Annotated in this window: 21 protein-coding genes; 5 read left to right on the top strand and 16 right to left on the bottom strand. The window is 52.4% G+C overall.

The window, feature by feature from the left end:
• Nucleotides 1–72 precede the first annotated feature (72 nt).
• Both MUU47_RS02695 and MUU47_RS02700 read right to left on the bottom strand, forming a co-directional pair.
• Complete coding sequence (locus tag MUU47_RS02695) at nucleotides 73–1,539, bottom strand: DUF1254 domain-containing protein (protein WP_154158536.1); 1,467 nt, start codon at nucleotides 1,537–1,539, stop codon at nucleotides 73–75.
• Nucleotides 1,540–1,568: 29 nt separating this feature from the next.
• A complete protein-coding gene (locus MUU47_RS02700; RefSeq protein WP_154158537.1) occupies nucleotides 1,569–3,092 on the bottom strand; it encodes a DUF1254 domain-containing protein in 1,524 nt (507 codons plus the stop codon).
• Nucleotides 3,093–3,550: 458 nt separating this feature from the next.
• Here MUU47_RS02700 and MUU47_RS02705 point away from each other — a divergent pair, with 458 nt between their 5' ends.
• Nucleotides 3,551–4,192 (top strand): helix-turn-helix domain-containing protein, encoded by a 642-nt coding sequence (locus tag MUU47_RS02705; RefSeq protein ID WP_154158538.1) that lies wholly within the window; start codon nucleotides 3,551–3,553, stop codon nucleotides 4,190–4,192.
• A gap of 725 nt (nucleotides 4,193–4,917) precedes the next feature.
• Nucleotides 4,918–6,065, top strand: a protein-coding gene (locus tag MUU47_RS02710) for an IS3 family transposase (RefSeq protein WP_258986574.1) whose coding sequence is annotated in 2 segments (ribosomal slippage) — nucleotides 4,918–5,155 and nucleotides 5,155–6,065 — 1,149 coding nt in all. Because the reading frame shifts where the segments join, the coding sequence is not laid out codon by codon here.
• 183 nt (nucleotides 6,066–6,248) lie between these two features.
• Here the strand turns inward: MUU47_RS02710 and MUU47_RS02715 are convergent.
• Nucleotides 6,249–7,526, bottom strand: coding sequence for a tyrosine-type recombinase/integrase (locus tag MUU47_RS02715; protein ID WP_258986575.1), 1,278 nt, complete (start codon nucleotides 7,524–7,526; stop codon nucleotides 6,249–6,251).
• Between the two features lie 217 nt (nucleotides 7,527–7,743).
• Between MUU47_RS02715 and mutS the strand changes: the two genes are divergently transcribed.
• Nucleotides 7,744–10,305: a DNA mismatch repair protein MutS gene (gene mutS, locus MUU47_RS02720; RefSeq protein WP_258986577.1), complete on the top strand. Its 2,562-nt coding sequence runs from the start codon at nucleotides 7,744–7,746 to the stop codon at nucleotides 10,303–10,305.
• 94 nt (nucleotides 10,306–10,399) lie between these two features.
• Complete coding sequence (locus tag MUU47_RS02725) at nucleotides 10,400–10,777, top strand: DUF4440 domain-containing protein (protein ID WP_258986579.1); 378 nt, start codon at nucleotides 10,400–10,402, stop codon at nucleotides 10,775–10,777.
• Between the two features lie 74 nt (nucleotides 10,778–10,851).
• On the opposite strand, the gene rpoS is transcribed toward MUU47_RS02725, so the two are convergent.
• Together rpoS and nlpD are read right to left on the bottom strand one after the other, a co-directional pair.
• A complete protein-coding gene (gene rpoS / locus MUU47_RS02730; protein WP_258986580.1) occupies nucleotides 10,852–11,844 on the bottom strand; it encodes an RNA polymerase sigma factor RpoS in 993 nt (330 codons plus the stop codon).
• A gap of 58 nt (nucleotides 11,845–11,902) precedes the next feature.
• The gene (gene nlpD / locus MUU47_RS02735; RefSeq protein WP_374684737.1) at nucleotides 11,903–13,021 is read right to left on the bottom strand and encodes a murein hydrolase activator NlpD; all 1,119 of its coding nucleotides are present in this window, start codon (nucleotides 13,019–13,021) and stop codon (nucleotides 11,903–11,905) included.
• Between nlpD and MUU47_RS23455 the strand changes: the two genes are divergently transcribed.
• Nucleotides 12,963–13,094, top strand: a complete 132-nt coding sequence (locus MUU47_RS23455) for a peptidase (RefSeq protein ID WP_246316661.1) — start codon at nucleotides 12,963–12,965, stop codon at nucleotides 13,092–13,094. The genes nlpD and MUU47_RS23455 overlap by 59 nt on opposite strands.
• A 105-nt stretch (nucleotides 13,095–13,199) precedes the next feature.
• On the opposite strand, the gene MUU47_RS02740 is transcribed toward MUU47_RS23455, so the two are convergent.
• The 11 genes from MUU47_RS02740 to cysG form a co-directional block, all read right to left on the bottom strand.
• Entirely contained in the window at nucleotides 13,200–13,826 is a 627-nt protein-coding gene (locus MUU47_RS02740) for a protein-L-isoaspartate(D-aspartate) O-methyltransferase (protein WP_159758256.1), read from the bottom strand.
• Nucleotides 13,820–14,581: a 5'/3'-nucleotidase SurE gene (gene surE, locus MUU47_RS02745; RefSeq protein ID WP_159758258.1), complete on the bottom strand. Its 762-nt coding sequence runs from the start codon at nucleotides 14,579–14,581 to the stop codon at nucleotides 13,820–13,822. The genes MUU47_RS02740 and surE overlap by 7 nt, the downstream gene beginning before the upstream one ends.
• Nucleotides 14,562–15,611, bottom strand: coding sequence for a tRNA pseudouridine(13) synthase TruD (gene truD, locus MUU47_RS02750; protein WP_258986583.1), 1,050 nt, complete (start codon nucleotides 15,609–15,611; stop codon nucleotides 14,562–14,564). Before truD ends, surE begins: the two co-directional genes overlap by 20 nt.
• A complete protein-coding gene (ispF, locus tag MUU47_RS02755) occupies nucleotides 15,608–16,087 on the bottom strand; it encodes a 2-C-methyl-D-erythritol 2,4-cyclodiphosphate synthase (protein ID WP_258986584.1) in 480 nt (159 codons plus the stop codon). Before ispF ends, truD begins: the two co-directional genes overlap by 4 nt.
• On the bottom strand, nucleotides 16,087–16,797 hold the full coding sequence (ispD, locus tag MUU47_RS02760) for a 2-C-methyl-D-erythritol 4-phosphate cytidylyltransferase (RefSeq protein ID WP_258986586.1): 711 nt from the start codon (nucleotides 16,795–16,797) through the stop codon (nucleotides 16,087–16,089). The genes ispF and ispD overlap by 1 nt, the downstream gene beginning before the upstream one ends.
• Before the next feature lie 20 nt (nucleotides 16,798–16,817).
• Nucleotides 16,818–17,141 (bottom strand): cell division protein FtsB, encoded by a 324-nt coding sequence (ftsB, locus tag MUU47_RS02765; RefSeq protein WP_258986588.1) that lies wholly within the window; start codon nucleotides 17,139–17,141, stop codon nucleotides 16,818–16,820.
• 151 nt (nucleotides 17,142–17,292) lie between these two features.
• Entirely contained in the window at nucleotides 17,293–17,619 is a 327-nt protein-coding gene (locus MUU47_RS02770) for a DUF3561 family protein (RefSeq protein ID WP_258986590.1), read from the bottom strand.
• A 42-nt stretch (nucleotides 17,620–17,661) separates the two neighbouring features.
• Entirely contained in the window at nucleotides 17,662–18,267 is a 606-nt protein-coding gene (cysC, locus tag MUU47_RS02775) for an adenylyl-sulfate kinase (RefSeq protein WP_258986592.1), read from the bottom strand.
• Nucleotides 18,267–19,697: a sulfate adenylyltransferase subunit CysN gene (gene cysN, locus MUU47_RS02780; RefSeq protein WP_258986593.1), complete on the bottom strand. Its 1,431-nt coding sequence runs from the start codon at nucleotides 19,695–19,697 to the stop codon at nucleotides 18,267–18,269. Before cysN ends, cysC begins: the two co-directional genes overlap by 1 nt.
• Before the next feature lie 9 nt (nucleotides 19,698–19,706).
• Nucleotides 19,707–20,615, bottom strand: coding sequence for a sulfate adenylyltransferase subunit CysD (gene cysD, locus MUU47_RS02785; RefSeq protein ID WP_258964759.1), 909 nt, complete (start codon nucleotides 20,613–20,615; stop codon nucleotides 19,707–19,709).
• Nucleotides 20,616–20,638: 23 nt separating this feature from the next.
• On the bottom strand, nucleotides 20,639–22,054 hold the full coding sequence (cysG, locus tag MUU47_RS02790) for a siroheme synthase CysG (RefSeq protein ID WP_509908857.1): 1,416 nt from the start codon (nucleotides 22,052–22,054) through the stop codon (nucleotides 20,639–20,641).
• Nucleotides 22,055–22,087: the final 33 nt, after the last annotated feature.

The raw sequence follows: 22,087 nt of genomic DNA on the forward strand, positions 1-22,087 counted from the left end.
ACTCCTGGCGCAATCGGAACGCCTGAAAGCAAACCACCCTGACTGGCAGGGTGGTTTGTATTGACTTACAAATTACTTATCAACGCGCTCGATATCGCCTAGCGTCCAGCTCTTATTAAAGAAGGCTTCGGTTGGCGCGTAGAAACGGAAGTAAGTAAACCAGCCATCGCCTGGCTTAGTCTGGATCCAGTTTTGTTCAAAGCCTTTGACAGGTTTTGGACCGTAGTAGATGTCTACAGAACCATCAGCGTTAGTTTTGAGACCCTGCTTGGTAGAACCAATATCCGGGGAGTTCTCATCATTAACGACCATCTGACGTTCTTTTTCATCATAGACCGTGGTTGACCAGAACTGTTTAGCCGGCACATTCGCAGGTACATGCAGCTTATAGGTGTGTTCACCGGTCAGCCAGTTACCGTCTTTGTCCTGGTAGGTCACGATATAACGCTGGCCCACGCCTGGGGTTTGCGTCAGCATTGCTTTTGAAATGGTGACCGCTTCATAGAACCAGGAGGCACGTTCATCGAACTGATCCCAGTTTTCTGCACGCTGATTAGTCGCAACGGTAATGGCATGTTTCCAGTGCGTACCTTCCCAGAAGGCCGGTTCAAAACGCTTACCATAGTTGTTGGATTTAGCCATTGCCTGGCCAACAACCGCAGCTTCTTCGAGGATTTTTTTCTGTGCATCGGTCGGGCTGAAAGGTTTGCCCTTTTCGATGCCGAGGAAACGTAAGTGCTCCATCATGAAGCGATCGCGTTCTTGTACCGGTTCAGACTGCACAATCTGGTTGATTGCGTTCCAGTAGTCCATTCCTTCCGGCGGTGTCTGGCTCCACGGTTCTTCGGATGCCGGAACAACATGCCACTGCTCGCCTTCTTTACCGTCTTTAAACTGCGCAGTGGTGATTTGTGGTACCAGACGTTTTACCGCTTCCGCTTTGTCTTTATCCAGCAGACGTACACCGAACAAGACATTATTGGAGGTCGAATGGATAACAAAATAGCCTTCAGGTGGTGTGATATCCGAACCTGGTGGCAGGATCAGGTATTTGCCACCCTTACCTGCATCCGGGCCAACAACACCGAGATCTTCCATCACACGCTGGTTAATATCCAGCACCATCCCCGCCATTAAGCCTTTCGGTAATGTCAGTACAATCGGACCGGTTTTCGATACGTCGGCAATGGTCATAATGTAAGGCGTGGTGTAATTAGGGGTCAGGATCCCCTGCTTCTGCTTCTGGGTAACATAAGACACCAGGTGGCCGTCTTGCACATGGCTGATGTTGTTGATCGCATTTTTCCATTCGATCAGCCCTACCGCAGGAATGCCCCACATGTATGCATCGGTCGCTCGCATGAAGTCCATCTCATTCATCAGATGGTCCATGGTCTTCGCGGTTGGATAACCGCCATCAAACTCAAGCTGGCCTACACGCGTATCCACTTTCTCTACGGTGCCAGCGAAAGCCTGGGAGGTCATGGCTAACAGCGTAAATCCGATAGCCGATGACAATGCTTTTTTAGTCAACTTCATTGTTTAATCCCTTGATCTTAAAAAATTATTTACTTCATCTCTTCGATGTCGCCAGGTACCCACGTCCCCTTCAGTGCTGCCTCTTCAGGAGCATACAGACGCAGAATCGAGAAGAATCCACGGCCCGGCGCAGTTGCCAGCCAGTTTTTCTCTTTGCCTTCTGGCGCTTTCGGGCCGATATAAATATCCGTACTGCCATCCGCATTTTCTACAGGATGATTCAGCTTACCCAGTGATGGGAAGGGCTGCCCGTTTGCCAGGCCTGATGCGTTCTCCGCTTCGTAAAGGGTGACCGACCAGAACAATTTCGCCGGAATATTTGCTGGCAGATGCAGCTTATAGGACTTATCACCATCCAGATGCTGACCATCTTTATCGTCAAAGGCCATCATGTAATACGCGCCTTTACCGGCGGTCATGCTGGTCATTCCCGGACTGATGGAGAAATAGTTGGTGAAGAACCAGGTACGGGCATCAATATCAAGGAAACCGCCCTGCTTTGCTTTCCAGGAAAGGTCTGCGGGCTGATTAGGCCAGTGCGATGTCATATTGTTCACCGGATTCAGCCAACGGCGATCTTTATAGACATGGAAATCAACACCATTGAGGCTATCCTGGAAGCTGATGGCGCGGCTGGTCTTGTAGGCCATTTTCGCGGCATTATCCATGATGTCATGATCGCGGGCTGAGGGCTTAAATGGTTGGCCCTGAACGATACCCAGACCTGCCAGTGTGCCGAGAGAATCGGGAGTGGCAAGATGGGTACCCTCTTCATCCACAATCCGCTTCAGCTGTTCGAACGCTGTAAAATTGTTACGTGGAAGCATGTTCAGGTCGTGCTCAGAGGCATCAGGGAACTGCATTTTCTTCGCGTCAGCTTTATGTCCAAGCGGATAAAAGACGGATTGTTTCAACAGCTTTACCGCCGGTGAGGTGTCGTTCAGGTCTTTATAGAATGCACGCAGGAAAACGAAGATATTGTTAGTCGTTGAACGGTATACATAGTAACCCTTCGGTACTTCTTTATTATAACCCGGCGGCAGGATCAGGAACTTACCGCCTTTGCCGCCATCGGGTCCTGGCAAACCGACGTCACCCTGGAATTCCATACCGTCCACCGGCATTGGGCGCTGCCAGAAGTCCAGTAGAATCCCCTGTAATCCCGGCGGGGCTTCAAATACTAACGGCCCGGTTTTCGCCAGATTTTCAAACATGACGCCGTAGATCAGGTCTGAGTTAGGCGTGGTGATTTTGGTTTTTGCATCAAGGCGTTTTGTCCACACAGGCATAATGTTATACCCCGTGCCAAACGCCTGTTCAGCACCATCGCGCATCCCCGCGGTGTTTAACAACGGCATTGCCCACAAATAAGCTTGGGAAGCGCGCTGGAAAGTCAGCTCCTGCATCAGAGTATCTGCGGTGGATACGGTCGGGCGATTCTTTTCCATCGGCAAATTCGCCAGATCCTGAAAGCGATCGGCCTGCGCTGCGGTTGAACAAAGCGCAAGGGCGATAAGACCGGCACAAGTAGTGAACCTAAAACGTGACGCCATAGTTATCTCTCCTGGAGTGATACAGGTGCTGGCAATGAACAAAGTATATAAAATCGCTACGCCGACGATGGACATGTGATTTATTTACTTTCTAAAAAAAATCATCAACTTAAAGAATAGAATATATTGTTGAGAATACAACAACAGACATCCCGTTTGTCGAGGCGAGGCGCGTTGTAACCATCATGACGCAAGCCTATCTTTAAGGCCCTTAGCCTAAAGAATTTACAGTCTTTGGCATAAATAGCGCACTTTGTTTATTTTTAAACAAATTCAATCTATTCAATAAGTTATGACGGCGTAAAGCCAAATCGGCATTTTATAGGAAACCGTCAAAAATAAAAGTCCACACAACGACTTTTTTCACACGTGATGCGTTAAATAAAAATATCATGTTGATTGAAAACCAAGAGGCGCTATCGCTATAATAAAAAGTTAAAAACATCAAGGGGGTCGCGATGGACATTTCATTTGGGAAAATTCATGATTGGTATCTCCAGTTAAATCTGACATTGCATGTTGATAAAGTAAATAACAAATCAAATGTGTGCTTTTATAAAAAAGGAGAGGAGGTAAAATTATCTCCAGAACAAATTTACTTTGTTGATAAAGGTGCGCTTTCTTTTGGGTTTAAAGGTGACGAACGTGTCATAGGTAATATTGTCGAGCATATGCCACTGGGCCTGATAGAGCGATTTTGTCCCCTTGTCGAACTCCATTATCATTGCGCCAGTGATGTCACTATCAGCAGCATATCCCATCAGGATTTTGATGAGATTTTCTTTGAAACATCGAAAGAACAGATGAAAGAACTCACTACCATCCTAATCTATATGTTGGTTTTTATGTTTGATATTCATGTGGAAAGGCGAAGTGAGTCCGGGTATCACATTATAAAATCGATGCTAACGAGATATTTATATAGAAGATTAATAAACGCCGATGAAAAGGAAGGCGTTGCATCATTTATTATTAAACGAACTAGTCTTTCAAGGAGTTATGTTTTCCGCGTTTTGGCAGAGCTAAAAAAAGGGGGTTATATTACCATTAAAAAAGGAAAATTAATATCCATTGATAAAACCCTGCCTGGTGATTATTAAATTCCAGGATAGTCCCCACATGGACTTGTTCTCATACGTAACTATATTACACTATGACTATAGCAGTGAATCTCATCTAAGCGATGAGGCGTTCAGTTAGATTCGTTCATTAAGGTCACGCGAGCATATTGTTTACTGTCAAATGCTCACTGGGAGGCACCCAGCACTGCTATTTAAATTTACCCACACAATCATGCCCCCCAACCGAGCGCACCACAGACCCTGTGATTAAAATATTAACTTTAAACATGCCAGATATAATCAATCATGCCTATTGATATTATTTCATAACAATAAAAACATTCACAGTGAATACATTCATAAATGTTCAACGGAAACCAACTGGTCATAATATGCAGTTTTCGACAAAGTGATGCTCATCAAATAGTGGTGAGAACCAAAGTGTCAAACATGCGAAAAATGTTATTTCCAGAAAGCGTATAATTACCAGTAGTAGTAATATGGCCGCTTTGCATCTGGAAAGACGGTCTTGTATTCAATGTGTAGATTTGATCATGCAACGTTAAAACCCACTAACAGCCTCAATAACTTACGCAAAGTATTTTTGCTTCGGCGACCAAAAGCATGAAAGAGTCCGCATATTGGCGGACTCTTTCAATAAGCCTCGTTAACTGGCCAAACTTTTTGGCATCAGTGCATAATGAATCGCCACGGGTTTAACAGACACCTCAGAGTCATTTAAGATGGCTTAAAGAGAGGTGCCCATGAGCGGTAAGCGTTATCCCGAAGAGTTTAAAATTGAAGCAGTCAAACAGGTTGTTGATCGCGGTTATTCTGTTGCCAGCGTTGCAACACGTCTCGATATCACCACCCACAGCCTTTACGCCTGGATAAAGAAGTACGGTCCGGATTCTTCCGCTAATAAAGAACAGTCAGATGCTCAGGCCGAGATCCGCCATCTCCAGAAAGAGCTGAAGCGGGTTACCGACGAACGGGATATACTAAAAAAAGCCGCGGCGTACTTCGCAAAGCTGTCCGACTGAGGTACGCCTTTATCCGTGACAACACCTGTTGCTGGCCTGTTCGCCTGCTCTGTCGGGTGCTGGATGTTCATCCCAGTGGTTTTTACGCCTGGCTTCAGCAGCCGCATTCACAACGCCATCAGGCAGACCTGAGACTGACAGGACAGATTAAACAGTTCTGGCTGGAATCGGGATGCGTCTATGGTTATCGCAAAATCCATTTGGATCTGCGGGACAGCGGGCAACAGTGCGGAGTGAACAGAGTCTGGCGACTTATGAAACGTGTCGGGATAAAGGCTCAGGTCGGATACCGGAGCCCGCGGGCAGGTAAAGGCGAGGCCAGTATCGTGTCGCCCAACAGGCTCCAGCGACAGTTCAATCCGGATGCTCCGGATGAGCGTTGGGTAACGGACATAACCTACATCAGGACCCACGAAGGCTGGCTGTATCTTGCCGTGGTTGTTGATCTGTTCTCACGCAAAATTATCGGCTGGTCCATGCAATCCCGGATGACAAAGGACATTGTCCTGAACGCACTGCTGATGGCTGTATGGCGGCGTAATCCCCAAAAACAGGTGCTGGTTCATTCGGATCAGGGCAGTCAGTACACAAGCCATGAGTGGCAGTCGTTCCTGAAATCACACGGCCTGGAGGGCAGCATGAGCCGTCGCGGTAACTGCCATGATAATGCGGTTGCAGAAAGCTTTTTCCAGTTGTTGAAACGCGAACGGATAAAGAAAAAGATCTACGGAACGCGGGAAGAAGCCCGCAGCGATATTTTTGATTACATCGAAATGTTTTATAACAGTAAGCGTCGGCATGGTTCTAGCGATCAGATGTCACCGACAGAATATGAAAACCAGTATTATCAACGGCTCGGAAGTGTCTAGATTATCCGTGGCGATTCAAAGGTCGCGAATATATTCGATTACGTTGAAGTGCTCTATAACTGACCAACCGCCACAGCCACTTAGTCAACATCAGTCCGGAAGTTGTCGAACAGGCCTCGTCGTGAGGACAGGAAATGTATATTGTCATGGGATACGCTCAGTTAAACCATTTAAAATTCAACATTATAAACACCCCAAATAATCTGCCCATTTCTGGAGCCAATACTTACACTCGCGATCATACTTATACAGATTGTATATTCCTTCGACACCTCCACGAGTATGTCCCAGGATGGCCTCGGCTACTTCATTAGGACATTGCAAACGTGATAATCCAGTACGAACGGTCCTCCTCAAATCATGTGGAGTCCAGCTCGGGATATCTAGCATCTGCCCTGCCTCGCGCATACGCCAGGCATTTTCAGTCAGGTACTTTTGCTGTATTGGTAACTTCGTTCGAGATGAGGGAAAGAGATAAACATCTGAATTAAGACGCAGAATTTTTAGGAAATCGATAGCCTGGGTAGACAACTGAACATAGCGTTCAACGCCTGTTTTAGTTTCACGTAGATGTATTGTTCCCTTAACGAGGTCAACATCCTTCCACGCCATATTGCAGACTTCACCGGTTCGACACCCCGTCCAGAGGGTAATACGCAGAACGTTTTTTATCGTCAGTGAGTATGCTGAACCTGGTAGCCATTTGAGGAATTTTGCCAACTCCGCTTCGCTAAGAAAGCGAGTGCCACGACCATTAGTAAGCTTAATTCGAGTCTGGCGTAAACTGGATTTGGCTAACAGGGCTGGATTAGCGAAGGCAGCATCAAAGCGCCCTAAACCAATTGCAAACTCATAAGCAAGTGATAACTCCCTCAGCACATTGCCAGCCTGTACTGTTGCGCCTCGGGCTACAATACCATTAATCAAATCTATGACATCTTTACGGGTAATCTCTGCGGCATTCTTTGTTCCTAAACTCTTTACTGCATCACCATAAAGGGTACGCCTTACCTCAGCCTGCCCTTTCTGCTTTCTGGCACCAGAGATAATCTTCCCCTCTTTCGTTTTACGATCTTCAATGCGCTCGGTCAGATACAGCTCAACCAACCCTTGAACAGTCAATTCGGGGATCTTCTTTTCTTCAGCATCTTTGGCTTGCTGCTGCTTTTCTTGTTTGAGCTCAGTTGCCGGACACCTGCCTCCCTGGCGAATAAGTTTTAGTTCGTTGAGTTTCAGACGGGCTGCAGCAAGTGATGTCTGTGGAAAATTACCGATTTTGACCTGAGTAAGTTTGCCCGTAAGAGGACTGGTGTAACGATAGAAAAAAGTCTTCATTCCAGTTGCCCCACAAGACACTCGTAAACCACGGTTTTCACCAACATCGGCTTTATCTTTGTCACCAGGTTTCATCGTTTCTATCGTATTAAATGCCAGAGGTTTCCCCTCTTGTTTTCCTGCCATAAAGACTCCGTTATCATGTTCTATGTATTCATGAACTAAAAATGTAGGTTGTGGCTATAGCTAGCCATACTTTATCAATCTACTGCTCAACAAGCTACACTTCGACCTACACTTAATTGTGGGATTGAATGAAATCTAATGAGATCATGTGAAGTAAAAAGAGAACAACAAAAGACATCAACTCGTTAAAAATAAACAGGATTACAATCAAAAACAAATGAAAACAATGGATAACCTAGACAACCACACGCCAATGATGCAGCAGTACCTGAAGCTGAAAGCTCAGCATCCGGAGATCCTGCTGTTTTACCGTATGGGCGATTTTTACGAGTTGTTTTATGACGACGCCAAACGTGCTTCGCAGCTGCTTGATATTTCTCTGACCAAACGCGGCGCTTCAGCGGGTGAGCCGATCCCGATGGCGGGCGTTCCGTATCATGCGGTCGAAAACTATCTCGCAAAGCTTGTTAATCTGGGTGAATCTGCCGCCATCTGCGAGCAGGTTGGCGATCCGGCTACCAGCAAAGGTCCCGTAGAGCGTAAAGTTGTGCGCATCGTGACACCAGGCACCATCAGCGATGAAGCGCTGCTGCAGGAGCGTCAGGATAACCTTCTGGCCGCCATCTGGCAGGACGCAAAAGGCTACGGCTTTGCCACGCTGGATATCAGCTCCGGGCGTTTTCGCCTGAGTGAACCAGCAGACCGTGAAACGATGGCCGCTGAACTGCAGCGCACCAACCCGGCCGAGCTGCTGTACGCCGAAGATTTCGCCGAAACTGCGCTGATTGAAGGCCGCCGTGGCCTTCGCCGTCGCCCGCTGTGGGAATTCGAAATTGACACTGCTCGCCAGCAGTTGAATTTGCAGTTTGGCACTCGCGACCTGGTCGGGTTTGGTGTGGAAAATGCGCCACGTGGCCTGTGTGCTGCGGGCTGTTTGCTGCAATACGTCAAAGATACGCAGCGCACATCCTTGCCGCACATTCGCTCCATCACCATGGAACGCCAGCAGGACAGCATCATTATGGATGCGGCCACCCGTCGAAATCTGGAGATTACCCAGAACCTGGCAGGGGGCATCGAAAACACACTGGCAGCGGTACTCGACCGTACCGTCACGCCGATGGGCAGCCGCATGCTGAAACGCTGGCTGCATATGCCGGTGCGCGATACGCAAGTATTGACCGAACGTCAGCAAACGTTGGGGGCACTGCAGGATCGCTGCGATGAACTGCAGCCCGTGCTGCGTCAGGTTGGCGATCTGGAACGTATTTTGGCTCGTCTGGCACTGCGTACTGCACGTCCGCGCGATCTCGCGAGAATGCGCCACGCCTTCCAGCAGCTTCCTGAACTACGCGAACAGCTTGCGAACGTCGACAGCGCGCCAGTGCAAAAACTGCGCGAAACGATGGGTGAATTTACCGAACTGCGCGAACTGCTTGAACGTGCAATCATTGATGCCCCACCGGTTCTGGTACGCGACGGCGGCGTGATTGCTCCGGGTTATAACGCCGAACTGGACGAATGGCGGGCACTGGCCGATGGCGCAACCGACTATCTCGATAAGCTTGAGATCCGCGAGCGCGAACGTCTGGGCCTGGATACCCTGAAAGTCGGCTACAACGCCGTGCACGGTTACTACATCCAGATAAGCCGTGGTCAAAGTCATATGGCGCCTATCCATTATGTTCGCCGCCAGACGCTGAAAAATGCCGAACGCTACATCATTCCAGAACTGAAAGAGTACGAAGACAAAGTTCTGACGTCGAAAGGCAAAGCCCTGGCCCTCGAAAAACAGATGTACGACGAGCTGTTCGACCTGCTGCTACCACACCTGGCAGACCTGCAACAGAGTGCTGCGGCGCTGGCTGAACTCGACGTATTGGTGAACCTGGCCGAGCGTGCATATACCCTGAATTACACCTGCCCAAACTTTACCGATAAACCGGGCATTCGCATCACCGAAGGTCGTCATCCGGTGGTCGAACAGGTACTGAATGAGCCGTTTATTGCCAACCCGCTGACGTTGTCTCCGCAACGTCGAATGCTGATCATTACCGGTCCAAACATGGGCGGTAAAAGTACCTATATGCGACAGACTGCGCTGATTGCATTGCTGGCGTACATTGGCAGCTACGTGCCAGCGCAGAAGGTGGAGATTGGCCCGATTGACCGGATATTCACTCGCGTTGGCGCGGCGGACGATTTGGCCAGTGGTCGCTCGACGTTCATGGTTGAAATGACAGAAACCGCCAATATTCTGCATAACGCCACCGAGCAAAGTCTGGTGCTGATGGATGAAATTGGACGCGGCACGTCGACCTATGACGGACTGTCGTTAGCGTGGGCGTGTGCCGAAAGCCTGGCTAATCGCATCAAAGCAATGACGCTGTTTGCCACCCATTACTTCGAGCTGACGCAACTGCCGGAGAAAATGGAAGGCGTAGCAAACGTCCATCTCGACGCACTGGAGCATGGCGACACTATCGCCTTTATGCACAGCGTGCAGGACGGTGCGGCCAGCAAGAGCTATGGCCTGGCGGTTGCCGCACTGGCTGGCGTGCCGAAAGACGTGATTAAGCGTGCGCGGCAAAAACTGCGTGAGCTGGAAAGCCTGTCTCCAGGCGCGGGGGCGACTCAGGTCGACGGCACGCAAATGTCTCTGCTTTCTGTACCGGAGGAAGCATCCCCTGCCGTTGAAGCGCTGGAGAATCTCGACCCGGATTCACTCTCCCCGCGTCAGGCGCTGGAGTGGATTTACCGCCTGAAAAGGCTGGTGTAATCCATCAAAGTGAGCAACAAAAATCAAAGCCGAAAGCACTATGCTTCGGCTTTTTTCTTAATAGCATCGCCCTTCACCTGCAAAAGGAATAACAATGAATCCCTATATCTCAGAAATCATTGATGCCCATATCGCTATCGAAAACTGTCTTGGCCAGGGGGAAGGCGACCAGGATGCGCTTCTCTCCCGCTTTAGCAGTGACTTTACGATGGTAGCACCGAGCGGCGTCAGCTTCGATTACGCCACACTGTGCAACTTTTTCCAGACACAACGTGGCTCACGTGCAGGGCTGAAAATTGTGGTCGAGAATATTGAGCTGGTGGCTGAATGGTCAGAAGGTGCTGCACTGCGTTATACCGAAAAGCAAACCCTGCCAGGGCAAGCGACTACGTCGCGCTGGTCAACGGTGATATTGCAACGTCAGGGTGAGACGATTATCTGGCGTCACCTGCATGAGACTGCGCAGGCATAGCGGGACAGAAAAGAAAAAGGCCCGTCGTAACGACGGACCTTTCTGGATAGAAACTGATTTTCTCGCGGGCTGTGTTATTCGCGGAACAGCGCTTCGATGTTCAGACCTTGTCCCTGCAGAATTTCACGCAGGCGACGCAGACCTTCTACCTGAATCTGGCGAACGCGTTCACGAGTCAGGCCAATCTCACGGCCGACATCTTCCAGCGTTGCTGCTTCATACCCCAGTAAACCGAATCGACGTGCCAGCACTTCACGCTGTTTGGCGTTCAGTTCGAACAGCCATTTGACGATGCTTTGTTTCATATCATCGTCCTGCGTGGTGTCTTCCGGACCGTTATCTTTTTCATCGGCCAGGATGTCCAGCAGCGCTTTTTCAGAATCGCCACCAAGTGGGGTGTCGACCGAGGTAATGCGCTCGTTGAGACGCAGCATACGGCTTACGTCATCAACCGGTTTGTCCAACTGCTCAGCAATCTCTTCTGCGCTCGGCTCGTGATCCAACTTGTGGGATAACTCACGCGCGGTACGCAGATAAACGTTGAGCTCTTTGACGATATGGATTGGCAGACGAATCGTACGGGTTTGGTTCATGATTGCCCGTTCAATGGTCTGACGAATCCACCAGGTTGCATAGGTCGAGAAACGGAATCCGCGCTCAGGGTCGAATTTTTCGACAGCACGAATCAACCCCAGATTGCCCTCTTCAATCAAGTCCAGCAAAGCCAGACCACGATTGCTGTAACGGCGAGCAATTTTAACCACCAGACGCAGGTTACTTTCAATCATCCGGCGGCGGGACGCTACGTCACCACGCAACGCACGTCGTGCGAAATAGACTTCTTCTTCGGCTGTTAACAGTGGAGAGTAACCAATCTCCCCAAGGTAAAGCTGAGTCGCATCCAGCACACGCTGTGTGGCCCCCTGCGATAACAGCTCTTCCTCAGCCACGTCGTTATCACTGGGTTCCTCTTCTACTAAGACTTTCTCATCGAAAGTCTCTGCTCCGTTCTCATCAAATTCCGCGTCTTCATTTAAATCATGAACTTTCAGCGTATTCTGACTCATAAGGTGGCTCCTACCCGTGATCCCTGGACGAAACACACCTCACGGTTGTTTCGCCAAATTATCGCTGCGGCAAATACTGCAGCGGGTTGACGGATTTCCCCTTGTAACGAATTTCAAAATGCAAGCGTGTTGAACTGGTTCCGGTGCTACCCATGGTAGCGATTTTCTGCCCCGCCTTCACTTCTTGTTGTTCCCGGACCAGCATTGTATCGTTATGGGCGTAGGCGCTCAGGTAATCATCGTTGTGTTTGATGATAATAAGATTACCGTAACCGCGCAGTGCGTTACCGGCATAGACGACGCGTCCATCTGCGGTCGCGACGATAGCCTGTCCTTTACTGCCTGCAATATCGATACCTTTGTTGCCGCCGTCGCCGCCACTAAAGTTTTCGATGATTTTGCCGTCAGTCGGCCAGCGCCAGGAAGAGATCGGCGAACTGGTAGACGTACTGCTTGCAGTCGGTTGGGCAGTGCTCGCAACAGGTGCCGTAACAGGCGCTGTGACCGGAGTCGCAGGCTGATTGTTAGGCAACATTTTGTTAGCACCTTGTTCACCTGAATCCTCAGAATACGTAATTGTTGGTTGAGACGCAACCACTGCGGAGGAATTTTGTGCAGGTTTTGAGACTAATCCAGGCGAGGCGGCGCTGGCCTGTTCGCTAGCCTGTGCTACGGCGTTATTCCCGGTGATTGGCTGCCCCGAAGCATTACCCACCTGCAGAACCTGGCCGACATTCAAACCGTACGGTGCAGCGACGTTATTACGCTGCGCCAGGTCGCGAAAATCGTTCCCGGTAACCCATGCAATATAGAACAGCGTGTCGCCGCGCTTCACGGTATAGGTGCTGCCACCGGCGTAGCTGCCTTTTGGAATGTCACCGTATTTGCGGTTGTAGACAGCATGACCATCCACAATCTGGACAGTTGGCTCGGCAGCGGTTGGCTGCGCCGTCGCGACCGGCTGAGCGGACTGGATCTGCGGCTGAGCAGGTGCAGTCTGAACTGGCGCGGTTTGTACCGGCTGCGGTTGTGGGGCCGTCTGAGTCGTGGTGCTCATGGACGACGGTGGCGTAATTAACATTCCGGAATCGGTACTGGACGACGCGCCGCCCACGGAACTGACCGGAGCAGGCGCATTGCTGGTCGTCGTGCATCCTGCCAGCCAAAGTGAAACCAGTGATAAAGCCGCAACGCGACTAACGGTGAATTTTGGGCTTCCCGCGCTCATTTATCCCCCAGGAATATGTTAACTGCCAGTGACTTAAAAACCGTGAAAGTCGACGTTAAATCACACAAAAAAAGTGTGCTCACCCTACGCCAAAAGGCGCGTCAAAAGAAACAAGAAAACTCCTGTATTACGCCAGCTCGCCTTTGACCAAAGGCACAAAGCGAACCGCTTCCACGGTATCGATGATAAATTCGTCTCCCCGCCGACGAACACGTTTAAGAACCTGGTGTTCCTCGCCCACGGGTAAAACGAGAATGCCGCCCTCATCCAGCTGCGACATGAGCGCTGCCGGAATTTCCTGCGGCGCAGCCGTGACAATAATGGCATCAAATGGCGCTCTTGCATGCCATCCTTGCCATCCATCGCCGTGGCGAGTTGAAACATTATGTAAATCAAGCTGCTTGAGACGACGTCGCGCATGCCATTGCAGGCTTTTGATTCGCTCAACGGAACAAACGTGGTGCACCAGATGCGCAAGGATAGCGGTCTGGTATCCAGAACCGGTGCCAATTTCCAGCACCCGTGACTCCGGCGTCAGCTCAAGCAGTTCGGTCATTCGCGCCACCATATACGGCTGCGAAATGGTTTGCCCCTGACCGATGGGCAACGCGACGTTTTCCCACGCCTTGTGTTCAAAGGCTTCATCAATAAATTTTTCGCGCGGCACCTGAGCAATGGCATCAAGCACATGCTCGTCCAGAATGCCCTGGTTTCGCAGTTGATTGAGAAGGCTTTGTACGCGTTTACTTACCATTGCACACCGACTCCTACACGTTCCAGCCAGCCGGAGACAACCTCCTGCGCGCTGTGAGCGGTCAAATCAACGTGCAGCGGCGTGACGGAAACGTAGCCTTCATCCACCGCGGCAAAATCCGTATCCGGTCCAGCGTCGCACTTATCGCCCGGCGGCCCAATCCAGTATAGGGTGTTACCGCGCGGATCTTCCTGCGGAATAACGGTATCGGCCGGATGACGACTGCCGCAGCGCGTCACGCGGATACCTTTAATCTCCGAAAGCGGAAGGTCTGGTACGTTGATATTGAGGATTCGTCCGGTGCGCAGCGGCTCACGGGCCAGTGCGCGCAGAATGGAGCACGTCACCGCCGCAGCGGTGTCGTAATGCTTATGCCCATTCAGCGAAACGGCGAGCGCAGGAAAACCGAGATGACGGCCTTCCATCGCCGCAGCCACCGTGCCGGAGTAAATTACGTCATCACCCAGGTTTGGCCCGGCGTTAATACCGGAAACGACCACATCGGGACGCGGACGCATCAGGGTATTCACGCCGAGGAAAACACAATCCGTCGGGGTGCCCATCTGCACAGAGATGTCGCCATTTTCCAGAGTGAAAGTTCGGAGAGAAGATTCCAGGGTCAGAGAATTAGACGCCCCACTGCGGTTACGATCGGGTGCAACAACCTGAACCTCGGCAAACTCACGCAAGGCCTTCGCCAGGGTTTGGATCCCCGGCGCGTAGATCCCGTCATCGTTACTCAGCAATATTCGCATAATCACCTGTTGTGTTGATAAGTTCCCTTACAACACTGGTGGCAAAACTGCCTGCCGGCAGCCAGAAACGCACCTCGACGGTGACGTCATCCCACCAGTTCCAACTCATCTGTTGCGGGTAGAGAAGCATTGCACGTCGCGCAGCCTCGACTTTTTCGCGCAGCAATAACGACTGCAGCTGCGTTTCTTCCGCCAGCGTCTGCTGTTCAAATTCCAGGGCCGCACGCTGCGTTCCCCAGTCACCGCTGCCTGGCAGCGATGCAGTAATCATGAGCTCACGACTTTCAACGCGAGACTGAAGCTCGGGCATCTCTTCATCCGTTGCCACAAACCAGCTGCCGCGTCCCGCTAATTGTAGCGCATCGCCGTCAACAACTTGATTAAAGTCCGGTTTTTTTAAACGTTCGCTCACCAGCTGATTAAACAACGCACTGCGGGCTGCAGACAACCAAAAACTGCGTTTATTACGATCTCGCACCGGCGCATCGCTCTGTGCCCAGCGCAGCGCGCCAAGCAGATTACTGCCGCCAAGACCGAAACGCTGTGCGCCAAAATAGTTCGGCACACCCTTTTCGGCAATGGCTTGCAGACGTGCTTCCGCTTCCTCGCGATTGCTGACTTCACGCAGCACCAGGGTAAATGCGTTACCCTTCAGCGCCCCGAGGCGCAGTTTGCGTTTATGGCGCGCGTACTCCAGCACCTGGCAGCCCTCCAGCTCAAACTTGCTTAAATCCGGCATCTCTTTGCCCGGCAAACGGACGCACAGCCACTGTTCGGTAACGGCGTGCTTATCCTTCTGCCCGGCAAAACTCACTTCACGGGCATGCACTTTGAGAAATTTCGCCAGCGCATCGGCCACAAAACGGGTATTGCAGCCGTTTTTCAGGATGCGGACCAGCAGCTGTTCACCTTCACCGTCTGGCGAAAAGCCCAAGTCTTCGACCACCAGAAAATCTTCCGGATTGGCTTTCAGTAACCCCTGCCCCTGCGGTTTGCCGTGCAGGTAAGTCAGCTCATTGAACATTATCATGGGCGAGCCTTGTGCAGCAGCGCCACGGCCTCGCAGGCAATACCTTCACCGCGACCGGTAAAGCCGAGCTTTTCGGTGGTGGTGGCTTTCACATTGACGTCATCCATATGGCAGCCCAGATCCTCCGCAATAAACACGCGCATTTGCGGAATGTGCGGCAGCATTTTTGGTGCCTGCACGATGATGGTCACATCGACGTTGCCGAGCGTGTAGCCTTTGGCCTGAATACGACGCCAGGCTTCACGCAGCAGCTCGCGACTGTCGGCGCCTTTAAAGGCCGGATCGGTGTCCGGGAACAGTTTGCCGATGTCACCCATCGCCGCCGCACCGAGCAGAGCGTCCGTCAACGCATGCAGCGCAACGTCGCCATCGGAGTGAGCCAGCAGGCCTTGTTCGTAAGGTACGCGCACGCCGCCAATGATAATCGGGCCAACGCCACCGAATGCATGTACGTCAAAACCGTGTCCAATTCGCATTATGCCTGCTCCTGAAATCCGCAATGAGTGAGGTAAAATTCTGCCAACGCCAGGTCTTCCGGGCGAGTCACTTTGATATTATCAGCCCGTCCGGTGACAAGCTGTGGATGGAAGCCACAATATTCCAGCGCCGATGCTTCATCAGTCACCGTCGCACCTTCGTTGAGCGCCCGTGTCAGGCAGTCAAAAAGGAGTTCGCGCGGGAAGAATTGTGGCGTCAGCGCGTGCCAGAGATCGTTTCGGTCAACGGTATGGGCAATCGCCGCAATACCTGGCTCGGCGCGCTTCATGGTATCGCGCACTGGTGCTGCCAAAATGCCACCCACGCAGCTGGTTTCGCTCAGCGCTAGCAGGTTCGCTAAATCGTCCTGATGCAAACACGGACGCGCCGCATCGTGCACCAGCACCCACTGCGCATCGCCCGCCGCTTTCAGGCCAGCCAGAACGGAATCGGCACGCTCGGTACCACCTTCAACGACGGTGATTTGTGGATGGTTAGCGAGCGGGAGCTGCTGAAAGCGGGCGTCACCGTCGCTGATGGCGATAATGACGCGTTCAATTCGCGGGTGCGCCAGCAAAGCGGCGACCGCGTGTTCGAGAATCGTTTTGTTACCGATTGAGAGATATTGCTTCGGGCATTCCGTTTGCATACGGCGGCCAAATCCGGCTGCCGGCACCACGGCGCAAACGCCCGGAAAAGTGGCTGCCATGCGGTTATCCTGGCTTGAGTTTATTGATTGTTCTGCCGCGAACCCTGATTCTGCCCTTGATTGCGTTTAGACGCATCCGGCACCAGACGATAAAATATTTCGCCCGGGCGAGTCATGCTGAGTTCGTTGCGAGCGCGTTCTTCAATAGCTTCCTGACCGCCGTTGAGATCGTCAATTTCGGCGAAAAGCTGATCGTTGCGCGCTTTAAGTTTGGCGTTTGTTGCCTGCTGAGCCGCCACGTCATCGTTGACGCGACTGTAGTCATGAAGACCATTCTTGCCGAACCACAGCGAGTACTGTAGCCAGACCAGCAATGCCAGCAACAGCAGCGTTAATTTACCCATCCTGCCCCCTGAAAAACGGCATCATCATCCCATAACTTGCCGGAGTGCTCTACCCTGGCCTGCGGACGATGCCGCATATCGCGGGGAATGTACCACATTTTGCCCATTGAGTCGTAGGCCTCAATAGAAACGAACGTACTTCTGCCCACGACTAACCCAGCAGCCACAGGAACAGCAGGCCAAAGAGCGCCGCGACTGTTATCAGTGTCACCACAATACTGTAGAGGAGTTTGCCGTTCATCAGCGAATGGAGCGCAATGCCGATAACCACGGAGACGGGCAGTAGCGCCAGGAAGAAAGGCCAGGTGTAGAGGAAGAAGAACAGCGTGTTGCTGCCGTAAAACAAAAAAGGAATACCCAGCGCCAATAGCCATGCAACAAAACCCACGACCGCGCCGGATAAAGACCAAGTGGTCTCTTCGGTTTCGGTAATCATGGGTTCTGTACGAGTAATGATAATGTTCTGGGTATTGCGCATATCAAATCCTGTTTCTTGACTAGCCGGAAAACCGGCCTGGTCTCAGGATCTGATAATATCGCCCTGTCTCAGCAGGTCTAATAATTGGTTAACCAAATTTGTTACCAATTGTTCGCCATCAAGATGAATTTCGGCCTTTTCAGGCGCTTCATAAACCGAATCAATACCGGTAAAATTGCGCAGTTCACCGGCGCGGGCTTTTTTATACAGCCCCTTCGGGTCGCGGGTTTCACACACCGACAGCGGCGTGTCGACGAACACTTCCACAAACCGCCCAGCGCCGACACTGTCGCGCACCATCTGCCTTTCAGCACGGTGCGGCGAAATAAAGGCCGTTAACACCACCAGACCCGCATCCACCATCAGGTTCGCGACTTCACCTACCCGGCGAATATTCTCTTTACGATCGTCATCGCTGAAGCCTAAATCGCTGCACAGACCGTGGCGAACGTTATCGCCATCCAGCAAATAGGTGCTCACGCCATGCTGATGCAGCGCCTCTTCCAGTGCGCCCGCTACCGTCGATTTACCCGAGCCCGAAAGCCCGGTAAACCACAGAACAACCCCACGGTGACCGTGAAGTTGTTCGCGCTGCGCTTGCGTTACAGGATGTGGGTGCCAGACGACGTTTTCGTCATGCTGCGCCATTACTTGCCTCCCAGCAGGTCGCGTGCGCCCCAGTGTGGGAAGTGTTTGCGCACCAGCGCATTCAGTTCAAGTTCAAAGGCACTAAAATCGCTGCTGCCCGCAACGGCCGTTTCCTGCTGCGGCTCGCGCACCATACCTGCACCGACGGTCACGTTAGTCAGACGGTCGATGAAGATAAGGCCGCCCGTGACCGGATTATGCTGATATTTGTCGAGCACCAGCGGTTCGTCAAAGGTGACATCCACCAGCCCGATCCCGTTCAGCGGCAGATTCGCCACCTCACGCTGGGTCAGATTGTTGATATCCACCTGATACTGAACCCGGTCGATACGCGCCCGGGTTTTCTTCCCGGCAATTTTAATTTCATAGCTCTGGCCCGGCTGGAGCGGCTGTTCAGCCATCCATACCACATCCACGCTGGCGCTCTGCACCGCAGGCAGCGTGTCATTCACGTCGACCAGCAGGTCACCACGGCTGATATCAATTTCATCCTTCAGCACCAGGGTGATGGCTTCACCCGCAGCGGCTTCCTGCAAGTCACCGTCAAAGGTCACAATCCGCGCAACGGCAGATTCCACGCCCGATGGCAGCACTTTCACGCGCTGACCAACGCTGACCGTGCCGGAGGCCAGGGTTCCCGCATAGCCACGGAAATCGAGGTTGGGTCGGTTCACGTACTGCACCGGGAAACGCAGCGGCTGGCTTTCGACAGTGCGTTTGATCTCAACGGTTTCCAGCACTTCCAGCAGCGTTGGGCCACTGTACCACGGCATATTTGCACTTTGGCTGGCAACGTTATCGCCTTCCAGGGCAGACAGCGGCACAAAACGGATATCCAGCTCACCCGGCAACTGCCCGGCAAACGTCAGATAAGCTTCACGAATTTCGTTAAACGTCTCTTCGCTGTAGTTAACGATATCCATTTTGTTGACCGCTACCACCAGATGCTTAATGCCCAGTAGCGTGGCGATAAAGCTGTGACGACGGGTCTGATCGAGCACGCCTTTGCGCGCGTCCATCAGTAGGATCGCCAGATCACAGGTGGATGCACCCGTCGCCATGTTGCGGGTGTACTGCTCGTGGCCCGGGGTGTCGGCAATGATAAATTTGCGCTTCTCGGTGGAGAAGTAACGGTACGCCACGTCGATGGTGATGCCCTGCTCACGCTCAGCCTGCAAGCCGTCCACCAATAGCGCCAGGTCGAGTTTCTCACCCTGCGTGCCGTGACGCTTACTGTCATTGTGCAGCGAAGACAGCTGATCTTCGTAAATCTGGCGGGTATCGTGCAGCAGGCGACCAATCAGGGTGCTTTTGCCGTCATCCACGCTGCCGCAGGTCAGAAAGCGCAGCAGGCTCTTGTGCTGCTGGGCGTGCAGATACGCTTCCACGCCGCCTTCATCGGCAATTTGTTGTGCAATCGTTGTGTTCATGGCGGCTCCTTAGAAATAACCCTGGCGTTTCTTCAGCTCCATGGAGCCTGCCTGGTCGCGGTCGATCATGCGACCTTGTCGTTCACTGGTCGTGGACACCAGCATCTCTTCAATAATTTCCGGTAATGTCTGCGCGTTCGATTCCACCGCGCCGGTCAGCGGCCAGCAGCCGAGGGTACGGAAACGCACCATCTGCTGTTTGATCTCTTCACCAGGCTGCAGATTAATACGATCGTCGTCGATCATCATCAGCATACCGTCGCGCTCCAGTACCGGGCGAGGAGCTGCCAGATACAGCGGAACGATTTCAATATTTTCCAGATAGATGTACTGCCAGATATCAAGCTCGGTCCAGTTGGAGAGCGGGAACACGCGGATGCTTTCGCCTTTATTAATCTGACCGTTGTAGTTATGCCACAGCTCCGGGCGCTGGTTTTTCGGGTCCCAGCGGTGGAAACGATCGCGGAAAGAGTAAATACGCTCTTTGGCGCGGGATTTCTCTTCATCACGACGGGCCCCGCCGAACGCGGCGTCAAAGCCGTATTTGTTCAGCGCCTGTTTCAGGCCTTCGGTTTTCATGATGTCTGTGTGCTTGGCGCTGCCGTGCACAAACGGGTTAATGCCCATCGCCACGCCTTCTGGGTTTTTATGCACCAGCAGTTCGCAGCCGTAGGCTTTAGCGGTCCGGTCACGGAACTCGTACATCTCACGGAATTTCCAGCCGGTATCCACGTGCAACAGCGGGAACGGCAGCGTGCCCGGATAGAAGGCTTTACGCGCCAGATGCAGCATCACACTGGAATCTTTACCGATGGAATACATCATCACCGGGTTGGAAAATTCAGCCGCCACTTCGCGGATAATGTGGATGCTTTCCGCTTCCAGCTGCCGCAAGTGAGTGAGTCGTTTATGGTCCATAACCATTCCTTATAAGGCCAGATCTAAGCCAGATTCACCACAGAAGAGTTAAACCCTTCTGAGTCTGTTGTGTGTTGAAACCAGGCGAGCTGATGATGCAGCTGCACCACCTCACCCACTACCAGCAGCGCTGGCATCGGGGCGTCTTTCGCGAGGCTTTCGAGTTGTTGTAATGTGCCGACGATCACCTGCTGATCGGCGCGCGTGCCACAGCTGATAACGGCCACCGGCGTCTGACTATCACGACCGTGCGCGATAAGCTGTTGACTGATTTCGGCGGCCTTCATGGTGCCCATGTAAATCGCCAGGGTCTGACGACTTTGCGCCAGGTGCGCCCAGTCAAACGGGGTGCTGTCAGCTTTGTAATGTCCGGTAACAAAGGTCACGCTCTGGGCATAATCGCGATGGGTCAGCGGAATACCCGCGTAGGCCGTTGCGCCTGCCGCGGCGGTCACGCCTGGCACCACCTGAAAAGGTACGCCCGCTTCTGCTGCAGCCTGTAATTCTTCGCCGCCGCGACCAAAAATGAACGGGTCACCGCCTTTCAGGCGCACCACGTTTTTGCCTGCCAGCGCGGCTTCTACCAACAGACGGTTGGTTTCATGCTGCGGCACGCTGTGGGTGCCCGCCCGTTTGCCTACGCAAATCAGCTCTGCGTCGCGGCGCACCAGCTCACGCACGCCTTCACTGACCAGGTGGTCATAAAACACCACGTCGGCCTGCTGGATAACCTGCAAACCGCGCAGCGTCAGCAAGCCCGCATCGCCCGGTCCTGCGCCCACCAGCACGATTTCACCCATCTGGCGTTCAGGCTGATTCAGCTCATCTTCTAGCGCCTGCTGGGCCGCGGTTTCATTGCCCGCCACCATCAGGCTGGCAAAACGTCCGGTAAACACGCGTTCCCAAAAACGACGGCGCTCGGCCGTAGTGTGCAAACGCGTTTGAATATGATGTCGCCAGTAGCTTGCTGCCTGCGCCATACGCCCGAGGTTAGTCGGTAAAAGTGCTTCGATTTTCTCCCGCAGCAGACGCGCCAGCACGGGAGCCGTTCCGCTGGAGGAAATCGCCACCAGCAACGGAGAACGATCGACAATTGACGGGAACACAAAAGAGCACATCGGCTGATTATCAACCACGTTCACCAGGCGCTGACGGGCATTCGCCGCCTCAAAGACGCGCTGGTTAAGTTCGCTGTCGTCAGTGGCGGCAATCACCAGAAACACCGGGTCTATCTGCGCTTCGTCGAACTCAGTCGCCAGCCATTCAATCGACTGCTGATTGGCCAGTTCGGCCAGTTTGGGAGAGAGTTGTGGCGCGACGACGCGCACATTAGCCTCGGCCCGCCGTAACAGCAGGATTTTTCGGGCAGCAATATCGCCCCCGCCGATAACCAGAACCGGACGGTTTTTCAGGGAGGCAAAAAGAGGCAAATAGTCCACGGCGCTACAACTCATTCACATTCAGCATAGGGG

The sequence above is a fragment of the Scandinavium hiltneri genome, assembly GCF_024764835.1.
Lineage (GTDB): Bacteria > Pseudomonadota > Gammaproteobacteria > Enterobacterales > Enterobacteriaceae > Scandinavium > Scandinavium hiltneri.

Coding starts and splice junctions, on each gene's coding strand:
- ispD (WP_258986586.1), bottom strand. CDS start 16,797: ATGGCAGCCACTTTTCCGGGCGTTTGCGCCGTGGTGCCGGCAGCCGGA.
- surE (WP_159758258.1), bottom strand. CDS start 14,581: ATGCGAATATTGCTGAGTAACGATGACGGGATCTACGCGCCGGGGATC.
- MUU47_RS02695 (WP_154158536.1), bottom strand. CDS start 1,539: ATGAAGTTGACTAAAAAAGCATTGTCATCGGCTATCGGATTTACGCTG.
- MUU47_RS02770 (WP_258986590.1), bottom strand. CDS start 17,619: ATGCGCAATACCCAGAACATTATCATTACTCGTACAGAACCCATGATT.
- cysN (WP_258986593.1), bottom strand. CDS start 19,697: ATGAACACAACGATTGCACAACAAATTGCCGATGAAGGCGGCGTGGAA.
- cysC (WP_258986592.1), bottom strand. CDS start 18,267: ATGGCGCAGCATGACGAAAACGTCGTCTGGCACCCACATCCTGTAACG.
- truD (WP_258986583.1), bottom strand. CDS start 15,611: ATGATAATGTTCAATGAGCTGACTTACCTGCACGGCAAACCGCAGGGG.
- rpoS (WP_258986580.1), bottom strand. CDS start 11,844: ATGAGTCAGAATACGCTGAAAGTTCATGATTTAAATGAAGACGCGGAA.
- MUU47_RS02715 (WP_258986575.1), bottom strand. CDS start 7,526: ATGGCAGGAAAACAAGAGGGGAAACCTCTGGCATTTAATACGATAGAA.
- ftsB (WP_258986588.1), bottom strand. CDS start 17,141: ATGGGTAAATTAACGCTGCTGTTGCTGGCATTGCTGGTCTGGCTACAG.
- MUU47_RS02725 (WP_258986579.1), top strand. CDS start 10,400: ATGAATCCCTATATCTCAGAAATCATTGATGCCCATATCGCTATCGAA.
- ispF (WP_258986584.1), bottom strand. CDS start 16,087: ATGCGAATTGGACACGGTTTTGACGTACATGCATTCGGTGGCGTTGGC.
- MUU47_RS02700 (WP_154158537.1), bottom strand. CDS start 3,092: ATGGCGTCACGTTTTAGGTTCACTACTTGTGCCGGTCTTATCGCCCTT.
- MUU47_RS02705 (WP_154158538.1), top strand. CDS start 3,551: ATGGACATTTCATTTGGGAAAATTCATGATTGGTATCTCCAGTTAAAT.
- mutS (WP_258986577.1), top strand. CDS start 7,744: ATGAAAACAATGGATAACCTAGACAACCACACGCCAATGATGCAGCAG.
- MUU47_RS02740 (WP_159758256.1), bottom strand. CDS start 13,826: ATGGTAAGTAAACGCGTACAAAGCCTTCTCAATCAACTGCGAAACCAG.
- cysD (WP_258964759.1), bottom strand. CDS start 20,615: ATGGACCATAAACGACTCACTCACTTGCGGCAGCTGGAAGCGGAAAGC.